The organism is Candidatus Enterococcus murrayae (assembly GCF_017315985.1).
Lineage (GTDB): Bacteria > Bacillota > Bacilli > Lactobacillales > Enterococcaceae > Enterococcus_A > Enterococcus_A murrayae.
The window spans coordinates 131,705-149,502 of record NZ_JAFLVR010000004.1 but is presented as its reverse complement, the minus strand read 5'-3'; the positions used below and the strand labels follow the sequence as shown (position 1 = coordinate 149,502).

General features: G+C 41.3%; 16 protein-coding genes. 7 read left to right on the top strand and 9 right to left on the bottom strand.

Features of this window, described 5'->3' with window-relative positions; all coding sequences use genetic code 11:
- The first annotated feature begins 31 nt into the window (after positions 1-31).
- From JZO85_RS02375 to JZO85_RS02365, 3 genes are read left to right on the top strand one after another with little or no spacing between them, the layout of a single operon-like run.
- The gene (locus JZO85_RS02375) at positions 32-805 is read left to right on the top strand and encodes an amino acid ABC transporter substrate-binding protein (protein ID WP_207106899.1); all 774 of its coding nucleotides are present in this window, start codon (positions 32-34) and stop codon (positions 803-805) included.
- An 18-nt stretch (positions 806-823) separates the two neighbouring features.
- On the top strand, positions 824-1,477 hold the full coding sequence (locus tag JZO85_RS02370; RefSeq protein WP_207106898.1) for an amino acid ABC transporter permease: 654 nt from the start codon (positions 824-826) through the stop codon (positions 1,475-1,477).
- Positions 1,478-1,488: 11 nt separating this feature from the next.
- Positions 1,489-2,220 carry an amino acid ABC transporter ATP-binding protein gene (locus JZO85_RS02365; RefSeq protein WP_207106897.1) on the top strand — a complete coding sequence of 244 codons (732 nt, stop codon included), beginning with the start codon at positions 1,489-1,491 and terminating at the stop codon, positions 2,218-2,220.
- A gap of 44 nt (positions 2,221-2,264) precedes the next feature.
- Here the strand turns inward: JZO85_RS02365 and JZO85_RS02360 are convergent, their stop codons facing one another.
- The 4 genes from JZO85_RS02360 to JZO85_RS02345 all read right to left on the bottom strand — a co-directional run bounded on the left by JZO85_RS02360 (position 2,265) and on the right by JZO85_RS02345 (position 8,766).
- Entirely contained in the window at positions 2,265-4,934 is a 2,670-nt protein-coding gene (locus JZO85_RS02360; protein WP_207106896.1) for a cation-translocating P-type ATPase, read from the bottom strand.
- Between the two features lie 397 nt (positions 4,935-5,331).
- Complete coding sequence (gene pepA, locus JZO85_RS02355) at positions 5,332-6,405, bottom strand: glutamyl aminopeptidase (protein WP_207106895.1); 1,074 nt, start codon at positions 6,403-6,405, stop codon at positions 5,332-5,334.
- 19 nt (positions 6,406-6,424) lie between these two features.
- Entirely contained in the window at positions 6,425-7,165 is a 741-nt protein-coding gene (locus JZO85_RS02350) for a methyltransferase domain-containing protein (RefSeq protein WP_207106894.1), read from the bottom strand.
- Between the two features lie 161 nt (positions 7,166-7,326).
- Positions 7,327-8,766 carry an amino acid permease gene (locus JZO85_RS02345; protein ID WP_207106893.1) on the bottom strand — a complete coding sequence of 480 codons (1,440 nt, stop codon included), beginning with the start codon at positions 8,764-8,766 and terminating at the stop codon, positions 7,327-7,329.
- Between the two features lie 310 nt (positions 8,767-9,076).
- Between JZO85_RS02345 and JZO85_RS02340 the strand changes: the two genes are divergently transcribed.
- On the top strand, positions 9,077-9,469 hold the full coding sequence (locus tag JZO85_RS02340) for a GNAT family N-acetyltransferase (RefSeq protein WP_430732909.1): 393 nt from the start codon (positions 9,077-9,079) through the stop codon (positions 9,467-9,469).
- 67 nt (positions 9,470-9,536) lie between these two features.
- On the opposite strand, the gene JZO85_RS02335 is transcribed toward JZO85_RS02340, so the two are convergent.
- Both JZO85_RS02335 and JZO85_RS02330 read right to left on the bottom strand, forming a co-directional pair.
- Complete coding sequence (locus JZO85_RS02335; RefSeq protein WP_207106891.1) at positions 9,537-10,238, bottom strand: DUF554 domain-containing protein; 702 nt, start codon at positions 10,236-10,238, stop codon at positions 9,537-9,539.
- Positions 10,239-10,411: 173 nt separating this feature from the next.
- A complete protein-coding gene (locus tag JZO85_RS02330) occupies positions 10,412-11,845 on the bottom strand; it encodes an amino acid permease (protein ID WP_207106890.1) in 1,434 nt (477 codons plus the stop codon).
- Between the two features lie 328 nt (positions 11,846-12,173).
- Here JZO85_RS02330 and JZO85_RS02325 point away from each other — a divergent pair, with 328 nt between their 5' ends.
- A complete protein-coding gene (locus tag JZO85_RS02325; RefSeq protein ID WP_207106889.1) occupies positions 12,174-12,770 on the top strand; it encodes an ATP-dependent Clp protease proteolytic subunit in 597 nt (198 codons plus the stop codon).
- A 157-nt stretch (positions 12,771-12,927) separates the two neighbouring features.
- A complete protein-coding gene (locus JZO85_RS02320) occupies positions 12,928-14,487 on the top strand; it encodes a PucR family transcriptional regulator (RefSeq protein WP_207106888.1) in 1,560 nt (519 codons plus the stop codon).
- Between the two features lie 48 nt (positions 14,488-14,535).
- On the opposite strand, the gene JZO85_RS02315 is transcribed toward JZO85_RS02320, so the two are convergent.
- Together JZO85_RS02315 and JZO85_RS02310 are read right to left on the bottom strand one after the other, a co-directional pair.
- Positions 14,536-15,561 carry a threonine aldolase family protein gene (locus JZO85_RS02315; protein WP_207106887.1) on the bottom strand — a complete coding sequence of 342 codons (1,026 nt, stop codon included), beginning with the start codon at positions 15,559-15,561 and terminating at the stop codon, positions 14,536-14,538.
- Between the two features lie 202 nt (positions 15,562-15,763).
- Entirely contained in the window at positions 15,764-16,447 is a 684-nt protein-coding gene (locus tag JZO85_RS02310) for a metal-dependent hydrolase (RefSeq protein WP_207106886.1), read from the bottom strand.
- A gap of 126 nt (positions 16,448-16,573) precedes the next feature.
- On the opposite strand from JZO85_RS02310, the gene JZO85_RS02305 reads away from it, so the two are divergent.
- Positions 16,574-17,224 (top strand): B3/B4 domain-containing protein, encoded by a 651-nt coding sequence (locus JZO85_RS02305; protein ID WP_207106885.1) that lies wholly within the window; start codon positions 16,574-16,576, stop codon positions 17,222-17,224.
- Positions 17,225-17,254: 30 nt separating this feature from the next.
- Here JZO85_RS02305 and JZO85_RS02300 read toward each other — a convergent pair whose 3' ends face one another.
- The gene (locus JZO85_RS02300; RefSeq protein WP_207106884.1) at positions 17,255-17,731 is read right to left on the bottom strand and encodes a YbaK/EbsC family protein; all 477 of its coding nucleotides are present in this window, start codon (positions 17,729-17,731) and stop codon (positions 17,255-17,257) included.
- Positions 17,732-17,798 lie beyond the last annotated feature (67 nt).

Here is a 17,798-nt window from a genome sequence, read left to right as displayed (position 1 = left end):
GTAAGAACAATTTTGAAGGGAAATGAAGACAATGAAAAAATCAATTATTGTAGTTGCCAGTATGTTAGTCATTGGGGTGCTATTTTTAGCCGGCTGCCAGTCAAAAAACAACAGTGAAGCTAGTTCAAAAAATATTTTACGTGTTGGCACAGAAGGAACTTATTCACCGTTTTCTTTTCGAGATGAGAATGATAAGTTGACTGGTTACGATGTAGATGTGGCAAAAGCTGTTGCTAAAAAAATCGATTACAAAGTCAAATTTGTAGAGGCTCCATGGGACTCAATGTTAGCAGCCTTTGATGCTAAGAAGACAGATGTAGTGTTTAATCAAGTAGCAATCACACCTGAACGAGAGGAAAAATATTTGTTCAGTACACCGTATTCTGTTTCTCATCCAGCGCTGATCGTAAACAAGGACAATAATGAAATCAAGGATTTCGCCGATTTAAAAGGCAAAACCTCAGCTCAGTCATTGACTAGCAATTATGCGCAAATGGCAGAAGGGCTTGGCGCAAAAATCTCTAGCGTCGATGGTTTTAGTAAAGCTGTGGAATTGGTTGCTGATAATCGTGCAGATGCCACTTTGAATGATGATGTGACGTATTATGATTATCTAAATCAAAAGTCGGATGCACCAATCAAAATCGTTAAGACCTCAGATGAAGCAACCGAGGTAGCGGCAATGTTCCACAAAGGCGACGAAAAGCTAGCCAAAAAGGTCGATAAAGCGATCAAAGAATTAGAAACGGACGGCACATTGACTAAGCTGTCAGAGAAGTATTTCAAAAAAGACATTTCTAAGTAGAGGGAAGGATTAAGTAAAATGGAACGAACGATTGATATCATTCAGAGCTCAGCGCTGCCGCTATTTTGGGCATTGCTAAAAATGACGATTCCTTTGACATTAGTCTCTTTTGCTTTGGGGATGGTCTTGGCATTGATTACGGCTTTAGCTCGGGTCTCAAAAAATCGCCTAGTGAACGGAATATTTTTTCTATATGTTTGGGTATTTCGTGGGACACCGTTGCTGGTCCAGTTATTTATCGTCTTTTTTGGACTTCCTTCAGTAGGAATTCAAATGGATGCATGGACAGCTGCGATTTTGACCTTTTCACTAAATACTGGTGCGTATGCTTCTGAAAACATTCGTTCCGCGTTACTAGCGATCCCACAGGGTCAATATGAATCTGCAGCATCCTTGGGGATGAGTCGTTGGCAAATTTTGTATCGTATTATCGCGCCTCAGGCCTTCAAGATCGCACTGCCGCCCTTATCCAACAATTTTGTCAGTCTTGTCAAAGACACTTCGTTGGCAGCCAGTATTACGATTGTTGAGATTTTTATGACAGCTCAACGGATCGCTGCCCGTACTTACGAACCATTACTGCTGTATAGCATGGTGGCGGTCTACTATTTGATCTTTTGTACCTTCTTGAATTATCTGCAATCCGTGCTTGAAAAACGGATGGTCTATTAGGAGGAAGAGAAATGTTAACAATCGAGAAATTAAATAAAAGTTTTAATGGCAGCAAAGTCTTGAAGGAAATAGATTTGACCTTTCATCCAGGTGAAACTACAGTCATTTTAGGTCCCTCTGGTTCAGGAAAGAGTACTTTATTACGTTCAATCGATTTATTGGAGACGCCCGACAGTGGCAGAATTAGAATTGATCAGGACAATCTTTCTTTTCCCCAGAATTTGTCTTTTCGCCAGTTGAAGGAATATCGCGGACACTTCAGCATCGTTTTTCAAGCATATAACCTTTTTCCCCACTTGACGGTGATTCAAAACGTTATGGAAGGACCAACACAGGTAAAGAAGGTTTCAAAAGAGCAAGCAAGAAAGCAAGCGGAACAGTTGCTGATTAAAGTTGGCTTGTTGGATAAAGCGAAGGAACACCCAAAGCAATTATCAGGAGGTCAAATGCAGCGGGTTGCTATTGCACGAGCATTGGCTATGGAGCCGGAGTTCATGCTTTATGATGAACCAACGAGTGCTTTGGATCCGGAGCTGGCACAAGAGGTGCTTCTGGTAATCAAGGATTTGGCTGAATCAGGTAATGGGCAGATCGTTGTGACTCATCATTTAGAATTTGCCAGAAAGGTTGCTGACCGTATTGTTTTTCTAGAAGAAGGACAGGTTACTTTTGATGGCAGCAGCCAAGCCTTCTTTGAAAGTGATCATCCGCGGATTCAACGATATTTACAACAATTTTTATAGCTCAAAAAGAGGCAGCGCCAACTTGGCGCTGCCTCTTTTGGGGTTTAGCATTTATTCAATTGTGTATTTGGTTTTGGCTCCTGCCCCGTCACTAAAATCAATTTAGTGATCTCCATCAATAAAACAGCAGAAGTTGCTAGAGCCAACGCCAAGCCAATTTCCTTTAAAGCAAAGGCTGTTGGAATAGCAAAGACTTCACGCAGTCCCGGTAGTAAGGTCAGACTGAATAGCCCGGCACAGACTAGAATCGCAAGCAGGACCATCTTATTGGAGAACAACCCAACTTGCAGGGACGTTTGTGTATTTGAACGAGCGGCAAAGGTTTGCAGAGTTCTACTTAGGATCAAGGTAGAGAAGGCCATCGCAACGCCCATTTCAGCTGATTGGTAATTTCCGATCCATTGAGCAATGATCACAGCTAATGCAATCAAGATTCCACGGTAAGTTACAGCTATCAGTGTTTTACCAGTAAAAATTCCGCTGTTTGGATCACGTGGTTGGCGGTTCATAATCGTTGGTTCTGCCTTTTCCATCCCCAATGCAATCGCAGGCAGGGAGTCATTGACTAGGTTGATAAAGAGAAGCTGCAAAGCCGTGAAGGGATTCGACCAGCCAATCGCCAAGGCAAAAACGATAGCGATAATCGCTCCTAGGTTTCCAGCAAAGAGATAGGCAACCGCCTTTTTGATATTATCGAAGACATTTCGTCCGACTTCTACTGCTTTAATGATTGAAGCAAAGTTATCATCTGTTAGTACCATTGCAGCAGCATCTTTTGCTACATCTGTCCCTGTCCCCATTGCGATACCGATATCCGCCTGCTTCAAAGCAGGGGCGTCATTGACACCATCACCAGTCATGGCAGAAATCTTTCCTTTATCCTGCCAAGCGCGTACGATTCGGATCTTGTTTTCTGGTGAAACGCGAGCATAAACGGTAATTTGTTCCAGTTGGTCAGCGAGTTCAGCTTCACTCAATTGATCTAGCTCAGCTCCAGTTAATGCAAGATCTCCTTGCTGGAAGATACCAATCTCTTTAGCAATAGCAACCGCAGTTGTTTTATGATCGCCTGTAATCATCACTGTTTGAATACCTGCAGAGTTTGCATCGGCTACCGCTTGGAAAACCTCCTTCCGCGGGGGATCAATCATTGCTAACAAGCCGACTAACACAAGTTCTTCTTCGTCATTCAATACTAAGGAATCAGTTGAAACTTCTTTGTACGCAAAAGCTAAGACTCGCAGTGCGCGTTCAGAGAAGGCTTCGTTCTGCTTTTGGAAGCGTTCTTTAAGCTCCGAGGTGAACTTAACGACTTGTCCATCAAGTAAAACTTTCGTACTGCGTTCGAAGACAATATCTGGCCCACCTTTAGTAACCATAATTTTTTTCCGATTCATCGTATGGAGTGTTGACATCAGTTTGCGATCTGAATCAAATGGCAGTTCTGCTTCACGTGGATACTTTTTCCGCAGTTCACGATACGATTGATTTTGCTTTTCACTGTAGTCAATCAATGCGATCTCGGTTGGGTCACCTAATTTTGTTCCATCTTCACTGATCGTTGCATCATTAGCCAGTACGCTGATCTCGATCAGTCGTTGTTCATCTGCTTGCCATTGCTTCGGATCATTTGAAAATTCGCCGCTTTGCCCATCCGCTAAGAAATGGTCAACGACTGTTATTTTGTTTTGTGTCAAGGTTCCGGTTTTATCAGTACAAATGATGCTAGTTGAGCCCAAAGTTTCTACCGCGGGCAGCTTACGAATAATCGCATGCTGTTTTGCCATTTTTTTTGTTCCTAATGAAAGAACGATCGTTACGATCGATTGTAGTGCCTCAGGAATCGCAGCGACGGCTACAGCGACAGCAAACATAAAGGCATTTACGATATCTTGTGTCATATCTGTCGAGCCATCTAAGAAGACACGCAGTAATTGAACGCCTAAAATGACTAATGACAAAATCAAAATCGCAAAACTTAGTTTCTTGCTGAAGTGTTCCAGACCACGCTGAAGCGGAGTTTTTTGCTCGGTTGTAGATTCTAATAAACCGGCGACTTGACCAATCTCAGTATTACTGCCGACAGCAGTCACCAAGAATTTTCCGCGTCCATAAGTCACGATCGTTCCGCTAAAAACCATATTGATACGATCACCAATGGGGGCATGATTATTCAAGCTCACAGTTTCTTTTTCAGCTGGCGTCGATTCGCCTGTCAGCATGCCTTCATCAACTTTCAATGAGCCAGCTTCAAGTAAACGACCATCAGCTGGGACATAATCACCAGCTTCTAAAATGACGATATCGCCTGTCACGATTTCTTTGGCTGGAATACTCTGCTCTTGTCCTTCGCGAAGAACACTAGCATCTGGGGCAGAAAGTTTTTTCAAGGCATCCAGCGAGCCTTCTGCTTTTTTCGTTTGAATCACACTTACGATCGAATTCAATAGCAGTACGGCGAAGATGACGATCGATTCAACATGTGCTCCCATGACCATCTGTACGACAGCGACAATCAGCAAAACGATGACCATTGCATCTTTAAAGGTTTCTAAAAATAAAGTCAGTGAGGATTTTTTCTTTGCCTCTTTCAGCAGATTCAGCCCATTTTCTTGTAGACGTTGTTTAGCTTCTGATTGACTTAGACCCTCAGGTGCAGTAAGGAAGTCTTTCATCAATTCATTTGTTTCTTTTTGATACGCTTGTTTTGTCAATTTATATCCTCCAATAATTTTTATTCACTTGATTCGGCAATCTTTATGGCAGCTGATCCACTAACATATTAAGAGTACGAAGTTGAAACTCGCAGCTAGCTCATCACATGATGTGAAAAAACTGACAAAAAAAGACCCAAGGCAAGTATTTAAACTTGTCTTAGGTCTCACCATTTCATACGATACCAGAAAACCATCACTGGTTTACTTACTGTTGATATCACAACAACAATGTTGCCGGTTACTCCCCTAAGGAGTTATTAATATAATTAAATCCTAACGGAAAACAATTCCGATTGCAAGAAAAAAGCTGAACTGACGGAATAAAACCTTCAAGTTAGCTTGAAAAGCCTAGATAGTTCCTTATTTTCATAGTTATTTATTTTTTATTAAGAGCCTATTTTCCAGCAATGATCGTCTTGATGGTGCTTTCGTCCAAGCCTTTTAAAACCTGGATCAGCATTTCTCGTGCGGCGTCAAAATCAGCGATATTGAACATCGTTTGATGGGTGTGGATATAGCGTCCGCAAACTCCGATTACTGTACTTGGAATCCCTTCGTTCGCAGTTTGAGCAGCACCAGCATCTGTTCCGCCTTTAGAAACAAAATATTGGTAAGGAATGTTGTGGGTTTCTGCAGTATCTAATAAATATTCTCTTAAACGAGGAAGTAAGATCATTCCAGGATCTTGGATACGTAGCAGCGTCCCTTCTCCTAAGTGACCAAAGGTTCCATTAGTCGTCACTAAATCGTCTGCGGCTGAACAATCCACTGCGAAGAATAAATCCGGTTGAAATTTTGTTACAGCAGGCTTAGCTCCTCGCAAACCAACTTCCTCTTGCACATTTGCGCCTGCAATCAAGGTATAATCCAAGGTTTCTTTTTGCAATGCTTCTAACGCTTCTAAGACAACGGTACAGCCATAGCGATTATCCCAAGCTTTGCTAATAATATTTTTTCCGTTTGCGGTCTTGACCGTTTCTGTTTGAGGAACGATTGTGTCACCGGGGAGGACCCCATAAGCCAATGCTTCGTCTTTTGACTCAAAGCCGGCATCAAAAAGAATATCTTCGACCTTGATCTGTCCTTGTCCATTCGTTCCTCTTAATAAATGTGGTGGTACGGAAGAGGAGATACAAGGATAGTTTCCTTTGCTGGTTTTTAAAGTAAAACGTTGAGCTGAGACGACATAAGGGTTCCATCCACCTAGAGGCACCACCTTGAATAATCCCCGTTGAGTGATCTCTGTCAACATGAAACCAACTTCATCCATATGCGCTGCGGCCATCACCCGCGGTTTGTTTTTCTCCGCTTGACGAAGTCCGAAGATACCGCCCAAGCCGTCTTGCTGCACCTCATCGACTAGTGGTGTAATCGCGTTGCGCATGTAACTGCGAATATCTTCCTCAAATCCGCTGGTTCCGGCGAGCTCTGTTAATTCTTTGATTCGTTGAAATGTTTGTTCTTTCATCGAAATTCCTCCTTAAATGTTAAAAGCCGTGTTCATTATAAGTCTTTGGTACGCGAAAATAAATCAATTCAAAGACAAGAAGTTGCTGATTGTTCTTTTGCTGTGTCGCGTTAAAGGTGTTTTCTGTGATTTGAGCCAACTCAGCTGGCGAAAAATCAGTTGCAAAGTACTCTTGAAAGAATTCGCGGCTGATTCGTTCATATTTCGTATAAGCAAATCGTTTGGTCCGATAAGGAATCCGCAGTTCCTTTAGAAAAGTTTGATAGCGTTGATTTAATAACAAATAAGGATTTTTTTCTTCATATGGAGAAAAGAGCTGGTCCTCATCTTTTATCACTCGTAAAAGTAAACACCAATCAGTGCTGGCCTGGCAAAGCGCCAATAGATTTTCTTTGGTTTGTAGAGCGGGATTCATTGCTGAAAAAACTAGTTCATAGTGCTGCTTGTTTTGATTTAAAAAAATTTCTTGCGCTTGGTTGATTAACTGGACATGCTCACCCGCTTTTTCAGCAGCGAGCTTCAGCATTTCCTCAGAGATATCTACTAAGTCGTATTTTTTTACGTCGTTCTGCAGTATAGATAAATAACGGCCTGAGCCGCCTGCAAGATCCAAAAAGGTCCGACAGGGGAGAATCTTTTCTTGGATTAAAAAATCCCGCAGTTCTTCAGCAATCGGAAAAGAAGATTCTTGTTGGATCGCTTCATATTCCTGGGCAAAATCATTCCAAAATGTTCTGAGGTCATTCAAATAGTCAGACATAAGAGCCTTCTTTCTATGCATCGATTGTATCTAGTATACACTTCAAAAAAGTGAATTTGAACTATAGTGATTAGTCCACTCTTCCTGCCTACAATCAGTAAAAAAACTATCTTTTTGCCTAATTTGTTTTAGACAAAAAGATAGAGGAGGGAAGAAAGTAGTTAGGTTAATTTTTGCTGTTCGCGTTTTGCGATCATCGGCAAGATCATACCAAGTAGGATCAAGACGATTGGAGTGACGATATTCGAGACCAATTGAAACATCCAAGAGCTAGGGTCGGCCGCATAATCGACTTTTGGCAGCATTCCCAAGATACAAGCGAGAATGGTGAAGGCAAAGCACCAAAAGCCAACGAAGAAGCCGAGCTTTGGATTTTTGATAAATTTATATTCCGAATGGAATTTTTTATATTGTGCATTCAACATCATATAGGCGAAGAATACCCAGATATACCGCATCGGCATGACGATGGAATTTAGATTGGTCAGCCATTGGACCAGAATGCTCATACTCTTGATCCCGAAAATTGGTAAAATAATGATAATACTTACAAGAAGTCCAGTCAGCAAATAGCCATTGACTAAAGTGCCTTTTTGATTTTTCCTGCGCAGCCATTGAGGAACATACTCTGGATCTGCGTCCGATAGTAAAATTTTCAACGGCGCATCGATAGAAAAAGCCAGAGCCGAGGATTGAACCGCTGTTTGAGCCAGCCCATACACGATCATCAAAAGATTGCCCACACCTAAATGATTGCCTAAAATTTGGAAGGCGCTGTAAGCACCATTGGCCATCAGGTCATCGGGAATATTGTTGCTGTCAAACAGCATTCCCATGGCTACGGAGCCTAGGACTGCGCTTAAGCCAATCATTGTTGCCATAAAGATCATAGCTTTTGGGAAGTTCTTTGTCGGATGATCGATCGAGTTAACATAAGGAGAAATCTTTTCAGCACCGCCGACAGCAAATACCAGCATGGAAATGGTAGCGAAATAGTTTAGATTGAAATTAGGGATGTAGGTTTTTACATCACCCATATTTGGTGTAGCTGTCTTAAAAGAAGGATCGATAAATGGAACAGTGACAGCTAAAATGATGAACAGGATCGACATGATCAGCATACCTGAACCAGCCACACTCCCGATGACTTTTAGCGTGGTCAGCCCCTTAGTAGAAAGAAATAGAAAGATCAAAAAAATAATCAATGAGATGATAGCAACAGTTTGAACACTCATGTCGGTGGCGACCTGACCATTTCCTTTAAATACCCAGCCCAGAGCGATCAAAACAGATTGGGGCTTTTGTGCTAAATAGGTGATGTGGACGACCCAATAGGTCCACGCGGCGTAATACGCAATCTTTCTTTTTCCAGTGGTCTCCTTAACCCACGAACTGACCCCGCCGGAACTTGTTTTAAAGGTGGAGCCCAATTGTCCGACGATCAATGCGTAAGGGATAAAATAAAGGAGCATGATCAGTATCCAGGATACCACGACGGAGATTCCCTGCTGGGCATAATTATTAACGACATTACCGAATCCCCAAACCATACTAAAAGCAATCATTGAGACAGTGAACCAGCGAATCTTCTTATCAGCCATTTGTTGTTCTTCCCTTCTGTTTACGTGCAAAATTTCACATGACATTAAAATAGAGCGCTTACATTTCTTCTTATAAGTATAGATAAGATGTTTTGCAAAATATTCCACTTTACAGATTTCTAATGGACTTTTTTTTATTTATCATCTTTACTTCATTATTATTTTTTTGCTTTTACGAAAAGCATGGTAAAATGGCTGTTGAAACGGATATTTTACTTTAATCAAATCATTGGCGAATTTTCATGTTAGAAGATTAAACAGAACTGGAAGTGAGAAGTTGGAAATTAGAAAGAGTGAGAAAGAGGCACTGATGTCTTTTTTAGATAAAGTTTTTGAGCAGCAGCATGCGCATCATTTTGTGGATAATCAGCTAGAAACTTGTGAAAAGACACTAGCCTTCGGTGCTTGGATCGATGAGCAATTAGCGGGCGGTATTGTAGGCAAGCAGCAGTACGATACGCTGCATATTTCATTGCTTGGAGTCAGCGATAAGCATCAGCATTTAGGTATCGGCTCTGAACTGCTGCAAGCGATTGAAGAGCAGGCGCAGCAGGAAAAAGTAAAAACTATTACTTTGACAACGAAGGCTTATCAGGCATTAGGGTTCTATTTAAAACATGGCTATGAAGTTTTCGGTGAGCTGGAGGATGTACCCATGGTCGGTACAACGAAATATTATTTAGTCAAAAGAATAAGCAGATAAAGGAGCGCAGCAAAGCGCCTTTTATCTGCTTATTGTTTCGTTTCCTCTTATGAGCTAGCTCGCCTATTTAAAAATAATAATATTGAACGACCATAATAGTGATCAAGACTAAAATTCCGGGTAAATAATTAGAGACACGAATTTTAGTTAGCTTCATTACGTTCAAGCCGATCGCTAGAATCATCAATCCGCCGATTGCACTGATCTCATTCATGAGACTATCTAATAGTTCCTTTGGTAAATAGCGGACGATCACACTAGCAAAAATCGTAATAGCTCCTTGATAGATCAATACCGGAAAGGCTGAGAAGAGGACGCCGATCCCTAGAGAAGCCGTCAACATGATCGACATGAAGCCATCCATCACCGCTTTAGTGAACAATGTCTGGTGACTACCAGTAACACCGCTTTCGATGGCACCGATGATTCCCATCGATCCGATTACATAAATCAAGGTTGCAGTCACGAAGCCTTCCGCAAAATTACTATTGCCGCGGGCGAAGCGATTTTCCAGAAATAATCCTAAACGAGTCATCGAGTCTTCGATCTTTAAAAATTCTCCAATCATCCCGCCAAGACAAATACTAATGATAATTACGATAAAGGAGCTTGCCTGCATCGACATTTGGATTGCTAAAGCAACAACGCCTAATGAGATTCCTTTTGTTACCGTATCCTTTGTCTGTTCGGTAATATTTCGCAGAACGATACCAGAAAAACTCCCCGCCATGATCGCGAGACAATTCACCAATGACCCCAACAACAACATAACACTCACCCGTTTCTATGATTTCGATTAAAGAATAATTAAACATTGTTTAGACATCATCTTACCACGAGTCGAAATCTTTTTGAATAGCAATAAGAAAAGACTGAGCTCTCAGCCTTGAAAAGGGCTGGATCGTCAGTCTTTGACAGTCTTTGATACGTACAAAATAATGATTATGCCGTTTTTTCTCGTTCACGTTTGGCTAAGCTGGGCATGATAAAGCCTAAACCAATCAAAACGACGATTCCGACAATATTGATAATCAACTCGTGCCAGAATAGGCTGGAACCGTAAGGGGCGTCTTGCGGTAAGATGCCGAATAAGGTAGCAACAATAGTGACGACTAAACACCAGCCGCCGACAAAAACAGCCATTCGATCATTTTTGATAAAAACATAATCTGATTGGAATTTGCGGCTGTTTAAACGAATTCGGATGAAAGCGTAGAAGATCCAGCAGGTAACACCAGGAGAAATAATTCCGTTCAGGTTCAATAACCAGTTGAAGATATCGTTCATTTCAGGCAAAAAGACGCCTAGCAGCAGAATGAAGGCACTTAGAGCGGTCGTTAAAATATACCCATTGATCGGTAAACCATCCTCATTCAATTTGGTCAATTTTTGTGGCATGAATTGTTTCCCGGTATCAGAGATCAGCATGCGTGTCATAGCATCCAGCAAAACAGCAAGAAGAGCACACATATAAATGATTTGAGTAACAGCGAAAATATACATCAAGGCATTGCCTAAATGGAAGAATTCCCCTAAACGTTGGAAGGCGTAATAAGATCCGTTCATTTTCAAATTATTTGGCAAGTGATGCGCATTGAAGAAAACGCCTAATGAAAAAGAGCCAAAGACCGTCAAGAAAATTGTCATGACTGTCAGCATGATCATCGCCTTTGGAAATTCTTTTTGCGGTTTGCGCATCCGAGTTACAAATGGTGCAACTAATTCTGCACCGTTGATGGCATAAATCAATAGCCCAATCGTCGTCAAATAATGGAGATCAAATTTTGGTATGACCGCACCAAGGTTCATCGGCTGTGTTTCTATGTGCCCGTTTGGCATAAACAAGGAAGCAAAGGTCATAAAGACGAATAAGATCGCCATGATGAACATCGCGCTGCCTCCTAAAGTGCTCAACACTTCCAAGGATTTCTTAAAATGACGCTGCAAGAAAATAAAGGCTAGGAAAACACAGAAAGTCAATAAAGCAAACATGGAGTTAGACATTTTGTCCTCCATTGAATCATTTCCGTTGATCAGCCAGCCGAAACCGACAACAACAGCATTAGCTGTATCGACTACGTAAGGGATTGACGCTGCCCAATAGGTCCAAGCAGTAAAATAGCCTAAACGGTCGCCGCTGGTTCCTCGCACCCACGAAGTCAGACCGCCCCCTTCATGATTAAAAACGGAACCTAATTGTCCAACCATTAAAGAGTAGGGGATCACATATAATAGCAATAAAATAATCCAAGAAGTGATGACACCCAGACCCTGGTTGGCAAAGTTATAAATAATATCATCAAAACCGATGACAGTAACAAACGACATCATGGCTAGTACTGGCCATGAGATAAAACTTTTCTTTTCCTCGCTCATGTAGCATGCTCCTATTTCATATGAATGTATTCATTTAATTAAATAGATAAGAGTAATTCCTTCAACAGAACAGCTAATGATGGCGGCTTATTTCGATAAGTCACGAAGATCTCCTTTCTATTCGCAAAATACGATCTATCATCCCATAAAATACAAAATAGTGCCACTAAAAAACGTTTCTAGGAGTGAGTGTACCATAATTTTTCGTAAGTAATAGCGCGTTCCAGCTTAAAACGTACTTATTTAAAGTGCTCTTTCTATCATTTCTGAAGTTTTTTGGCTATACTAGAATCATGTGAAAGCAATAGAAACTGAGGAGGCATTTTAGATGAATGAATTTTTTGCTAAAGAAGAAAAAGAAGAAACAGAAAAAATGGAAGAAAAGAATCCAATGCTGCTAAAATTATTAAACCAGCGGACGATTTTAATCTACGGAGAAATCACTCAAGAATTAGCGAAGACAGTAACAGAGCAATTGCTTTATTTGTCAGCGATCAATGATGATCCAATCACGATGTTTATCAATAGCCAAGGTGGTCATGTGGAATCTGGCGATACGATCCATGATGTTATCCGTTTCATTAAACCGAAAGTAAAAATGATCGGTACAGGCTGGGTAGCCAGTGCAGGGATTACGATTTACTTAGCTGCTGATAAAAAGGACCGCTACAGCTTGCCAAATACTCGCTACATGATCCACCAGCCAGCCGGCGGTGTACAAGGACAATCTACAGAGATCCAAATTGAAGCCAAAGAAATCCTGCGTATGCGCAAACGTGTGAACAAGCTGATTGCTAAAGCGACAGGTCAAACGCTAGAAAAAATCGAACAAGATACCGATCGTAATTTCTGGCTTTCAGCAGAAGAAGCTAAGGATTATGGAATCGTTGGAAAGATCGTTGAATCTGATACGGCAGTAAAATAAAAAATGATTTTTGAGACGGACTTAGGTCGGTCTCTTTTTTATATTAATCAAGACATTTCCCTTTTTTTGAATAAAAATGAATAGACAATAAATCATGAATCTGCTAAGGTTAGAAGAAAAATAAAATTTGATGTGAAAATTTTAAGGAGGGACGGATTTGGGTGCGAAATTGAAAGAGTTGTTAAGCTTACCCTCTCTGCGTGATGCTCAACTGATTAGTGGACAAAATTGTTTGAATCAAACTGTTACTGCTTTATCTTTCCTAGATATTTCCGATATGGATGATTGTGCAGCTTTGTTTGATACAACTGACTATCGTTCGGGAGAGTTGATGCTGACATCTTTTTTTAACATCAAAGACGATATAGCCAAACAGTGTGAAACGATTTGCCGTCTGCATAAAATGGGTGAGTTGGGCATCATTCTTTATTATGTAGGGATCGTACTTCCAAGATTAGACCCGGAAGTGATCAAAACAGCAGAAGAACTGGATTTTGTTATTATTCAAATGCCGAAGCATCAAAGCCAGATTCGTTACAGCGAAGTAATCGTTGAAGTAATGGCAGAACTATTGAAGGATCGCCCGACTGAAAATATTGTGAATGAGGTTTTGGAAAAGGCCTCACTTCTGCCAGAGCATTTAAGGACCGTCGAAGTGACGTTGAAGCTGCTTTCTGATTTTTTAAGGACAAATATCATTTTGACAAATGCTGACAACGAAGTCATCAATCAAATCAAATGGCCTCGTAATTCTTCTGTCGATTTGGAGCGAGTCTTGCGTCGGGTTGCAGTGGATGATGGTCAACAGGTCCACAAAAATGAGTTCGCGATTTTTTACAAAGAGCTTTATCACAAGGAAAATGGCGTACTGCGCTTTTATTTGTTGAAGGAGCATGAGCTGCTAACAGAAGTCGAATGTGCCCAGTCGGTGGAGCTGCTGCAAGTTGCGATGAATCTGTGGGGGAAAAAGCATGGTGAGATCAGCGAGTATGCATTAGTGCAGGCTATTCTAAATGATGAAAGCGAAAAAATGTATCGTTTGGCTAATCAGCTGAAGATCGATGTCAAAGGGATTGGATTAATGTGGCTGCTGCAATTAAATGACCTGAGGGAAGAAAAGAGATTAAAAGAAGATATTCTGGCTTATGCTTCGAAGTATTATAAAACCTGTGTCGCACAATTAATCGACGATCAGCTGATCGTATTATTAGGCAATTATTGCCATAGTGATTCAGAACTAGATTTAGGGGAGGAATACCTGCAAATCAGTCCTTATCAGGAAATGATCGATAGTATCGTCCTATGTCCGCGATTGCGTAACACGACGGATGTGCGAGTGACTTATCAACTAGTCAACAAAGTGGCTTTACAACTGCCTAAGCTATTCCATGGGAAGAAGAGCTTTTCTATCAGCGAGATACGTCAAGTCGTCCATGTGAGTAAGCTGATTCAAACTGGCGAAGCAGAGGTTGAAGAAACCCTGAATGTATTGGCTCCAATTATGGACAGTAAAGAGCAGCTTATGACTTTGTGCAGCTTTCTCTTGGATGCCGGTGCGGATTATCAGATCTGCAGTGAACAGCTGTTTATTCATAAAAACACTGTGAAATATCGGATCAAAAAAATCAGCGAAGTATTGGGCTACAATGTTATGCGTTTTTCTGAGAGCTATGAATGCTATGTGGCTTGTTTAACCTATCGTTTAATTAGTTTGTAAACTTTACCCAAAAAAGAGCGGCTCGAATCTTTCGAGTCGCTCTTTTTTCTATAGAAGTGTCAATAAAGCATCAACATCAGCTTCTTTTGTTGCCCAGCTAGTAGCAAATCGAATCACTGTGTGTTCGTCATCGTATTGCTCCCAAAAGCTAAAAGCAACCTCTTTCTTCAGCTTCTCCATTTGACTATTTTCTAAGATAATAAACTGCTGATTGGTGGGGGAGTCTAAATAAAAGCGGTAATTTTTTTCTGTTAAGCCGGCCTTTAATTTCATCGCCATTGCGAGTGCATGTTCACTGATTTTAAAATAGAGTTGTTCGGTAAATAGGGTATCAAATTGAAGTCCAAGCAGTCGGCCCTTTGCTAATAGAGCCCCTTGCTGTTTCATGTGGGCAACAAAATACTCTGGTAAATTATTTTTCGTAAAGACGATTGCTTCACCTAAAAAAGCGCCAACTTTGGTTCCGCCGATATAAAAAACATCACAATATTCAGCAATCAAAGGCAATGTTAAGTCGGCTTCTGGACTAGCCAAGCCATAACCTAAACGGGCACCATCCATAAATAAAGGGATCTTATACTCGTGACACACCTCTGAAATGCTTTTCAATTCTTCTTTGGAATAAAGTGTCCCGTATTCTGTTGGATGGGATAAATAAACCATTCCTGGAAAGACCATGAACTCTCGGTTATCGTCTGCCCAAAATTGTTCGAGATAGGTGCGAATCTGTTGAGCGGAGATTTTTCCGTTTGTTTGAGGCAGGCTTAACACCTTGTGTCCAGAGAACTCGATTGCTCCAGTCTCATGAGTGGTGATATGCCCAGTCTCGGGAGCGATAACACCTTCAATTTTCTTTAGTAGAGAGGCAATAACTAAGGCATTGGTCATCGTCCCTCCTGCGATGAAGAAGACCTCGGCTTCAGGACATAGACACGCTTGACGGATTTTTTCGATTGCTGAAGTGGAATACTTATCACGACCGTAGCCGCTTAACTTTTCCTCGTTTGTTTCAATCATGCGTTGCAATATTTTCTCATGGGCACCTTCTAAATAGTCGCTTTCGAAATTTAACATAGAAAACTCCTTTCTCAATTTGAGGAAAATGATGAATTAGAGCTGGCTGCTCTTAATGCTAAAAGTCAATAAGCTGAGCATTCTAAAAAGCAGACAGCAGCCCCGCTTCTCTTTCATCTTATTAATTCTCTCTCATTGTAGCAGATTAGAAAGACCAAAAAGAAGCTTATGAACAAAATGTTGCTCATAAGCTGGATTATAATTAAATGACAATTGATTCTCCGACAGCCATGACTTTGCCGACATTTTCGGGCAGCAGCTTAACGAAGGCTTCGGGGTCCTGTTTGATAACCGGGAAGGTGTTGTAATGAATCGGTACGACTTTTTTTGCCTTCAATCGCTTAGCTGCACTAGCAGCTTCGTGGGGGCCCATCGTAAAATTATCGCCAATCGGCAGGAAGGCGATATCGATATCAAAGGCTTCGCCAAACAATGACATGTCGCCGAAGTTCGACGTATCACCGGCATGATAAATGGTTTTTCCTTCCGCTTGCAAAATAAAACCAGCCGGTTCACCCATGTAAAGGGTTTGGCCGTTCACTTCATATCCAGAGCTGTGCTGTGCGTGGACCATTTTTACACGGCCGAAAGGGAAATCAAACTTTCCGCCAATATTCATCCCATGTGTTTTTTTCACACCGTTGTTTTCCGCAAAGGTACAGATTTCTACAATACTGATAATTGTTGCATCATTATTTTTAGCGATGGGAATCATATCTCCAATATGATCGCTGTGTCCGTGAGTGACTAAAAGCCAATCAGTTTCTACTTCATCCGCGTTTAAATCGGTCAAGGAGTTTCCAGTGATAAAGGGATCAAACAATAGTTTTTGCCCGTCTTCCATGACGATCGATAGAACTGAGTGACCATGGTAAGTGATTTTCATAGTAGGCACCTCTTTTCCTATACCTCCATTATAGCGAAGACCTGCGAGAATAAGTAAGCTTTTGCTTTTGGGTAGAATCGTTTAAACTATAGGAAAAGAACTCGAGGAAGACATGGAGGGAAGAGCATGCAGCTTACGATCGATCCGAAAGTAAAAGAACAAGATGTATCATTGGCCTATAGCATGATTGAGTTTAAGAATGAAGCTCATAGTGAGAAAATCTGGCAGGAAGTACTAAATCCGTTGCTTCAAGAAATCGAAGCAGAAGATACGTTGGACAGTATCAAAGAAAACAGTCAAATCATCGCGACGAAAAAAGTTTATCGAGTCTTAGGAAAAGATCCTGCTCGATTTCGACCATCATCTGACAGCCTGTGGCGGCGGATCGTTCAGCAAAAGGGGATGTATCAAATCAATTCACTTGTTGATTTAAACAACTATTTTTCCTTAAAGTGGAAGTTGCCGTTTGGTGCTTACGATCTTGGAAAGGTAACAGAACCCATTCGATTAATTGTTGGACCAGCGGACAGTCGATATGCAGGGATTGGTAATAAATCTGTCAACATCGAAAATCTGTTAGTGTTAGCAGACAAGGCAGGCCCATTTGGCAGTCCAACGGCAGATTCGACACGCGGAATGATCTCAGAAAAAACGACACGAGCACTGATTGTAGGCTATCAATTTGCAGATGATTCAGTGGTTGATCAAGTAGAGGTAAAAAGAATTTTAGAAACCTATTTGACGGATTGTCGAGTTGTTGAACAAGGAATCATTTAAAAAAAACGAGGCAGAAATTCTGTCTCGTTTTTATTCCCAATTTTTACAGACATCGATCCATTGCTTGAACTGAGTATATTTTTCTAATTCTGGTATGGTCAATTCGATCGCGTTGTTTGAACTGCCGCAAGCGGGATAGACACTCTCAAAGCGTTTCAATGATTCATCTAAATAAACAGCGATACCTGGCTTGATTCCGAAAGGACAGACTCCGCCTACTGGATGCCCAATAATCATCTCTACCTCATCTGCCTTCAGCATTAACGCTCGTTCGCCAAAAAAAGTCTTATATTTCGCGTTATCGATTTTGGCATCACCGGCTGCGACAATCAAGAGACTTTTATCTGCCTTCTTGAGTTTGAAAGATAAGGTCTTGGCGATCCGCTCAGGAGCACAATCCAACGCTTGCGCTGCCAGCTCGACCGTTGCACTGGAGACAGGGAACTCTTGGATGCGCTCAGCCATTCCATATTGTGAGAAATACTCTTTTACAGCTTCAACAGACATTTTGCTTCCTCCTTGGTTATGCACTTTTTGAACAAAACATGCGATTCTTTCTTAGATCATATTCAAA

Excerpts from the sequence above, each read along its gene's own strand:
- JZO85_RS02365 (WP_207106897.1), top strand. The coding sequence starts at position 1,489 with ATGTTAACAATCGAGAAATTAAATAAAAGTTTTAATGGCAGCAAAGTC.
- pepA (WP_207106895.1), bottom strand. The coding sequence starts at position 6,405 with ATGAAAGAACAAACATTTCAACGAATCAAAGAATTAACAGAGCTCGCC.
- JZO85_RS02375 (WP_207106899.1), top strand. The coding sequence starts at position 32 with ATGAAAAAATCAATTATTGTAGTTGCCAGTATGTTAGTCATTGGGGTG.
- JZO85_RS02345 (WP_207106893.1), bottom strand. The coding sequence starts at position 8,766 with ATGGCTGATAAGAAGATTCGCTGGTTCACTGTCTCAATGATTGCTTTT.
- JZO85_RS02325 (WP_207106889.1), top strand. The coding sequence starts at position 12,174 with ATGAATGAATTTTTTGCTAAAGAAGAAAAAGAAGAAACAGAAAAAATG.
- JZO85_RS02310 (WP_207106886.1), bottom strand. The coding sequence starts at position 16,447 with ATGAAAATCACTTACCATGGTCACTCAGTTCTATCGATCGTCATGGAA.
- JZO85_RS02335 (WP_207106891.1), bottom strand. The coding sequence starts at position 10,238 with ATGTTGTTGTTGGGGTCATTGGTGAATTGTCTCGCGATCATGGCGGGG.
- JZO85_RS02340 (WP_430732909.1), top strand. The coding sequence starts at position 9,077 with ATGTCTTTTTTAGATAAAGTTTTTGAGCAGCAGCATGCGCATCATTTT.
- JZO85_RS02330 (WP_207106890.1), bottom strand. The coding sequence starts at position 11,845 with ATGAGCGAGGAAAAGAAAAGTTTTATCTCATGGCCAGTACTAGCCATG.
- JZO85_RS02350 (WP_207106894.1), bottom strand. The coding sequence starts at position 7,165 with ATGTCTGACTATTTGAATGACCTCAGAACATTTTGGAATGATTTTGCC.
- JZO85_RS02300 (WP_207106884.1), bottom strand. The coding sequence starts at position 17,731 with ATGTCTGTTGAAGCTGTAAAAGAGTATTTCTCACAATATGGAATGGCT.
- JZO85_RS02315 (WP_207106887.1), bottom strand. The coding sequence starts at position 15,561 with ATGTTAAATTTCGAAAGCGACTATTTAGAAGGTGCCCATGAGAAAATA.
- JZO85_RS02370 (WP_207106898.1), top strand. The coding sequence starts at position 824 with ATGGAACGAACGATTGATATCATTCAGAGCTCAGCGCTGCCGCTATTT.
- JZO85_RS02305 (WP_207106885.1), top strand. The coding sequence starts at position 16,574 with ATGCAGCTTACGATCGATCCGAAAGTAAAAGAACAAGATGTATCATTG.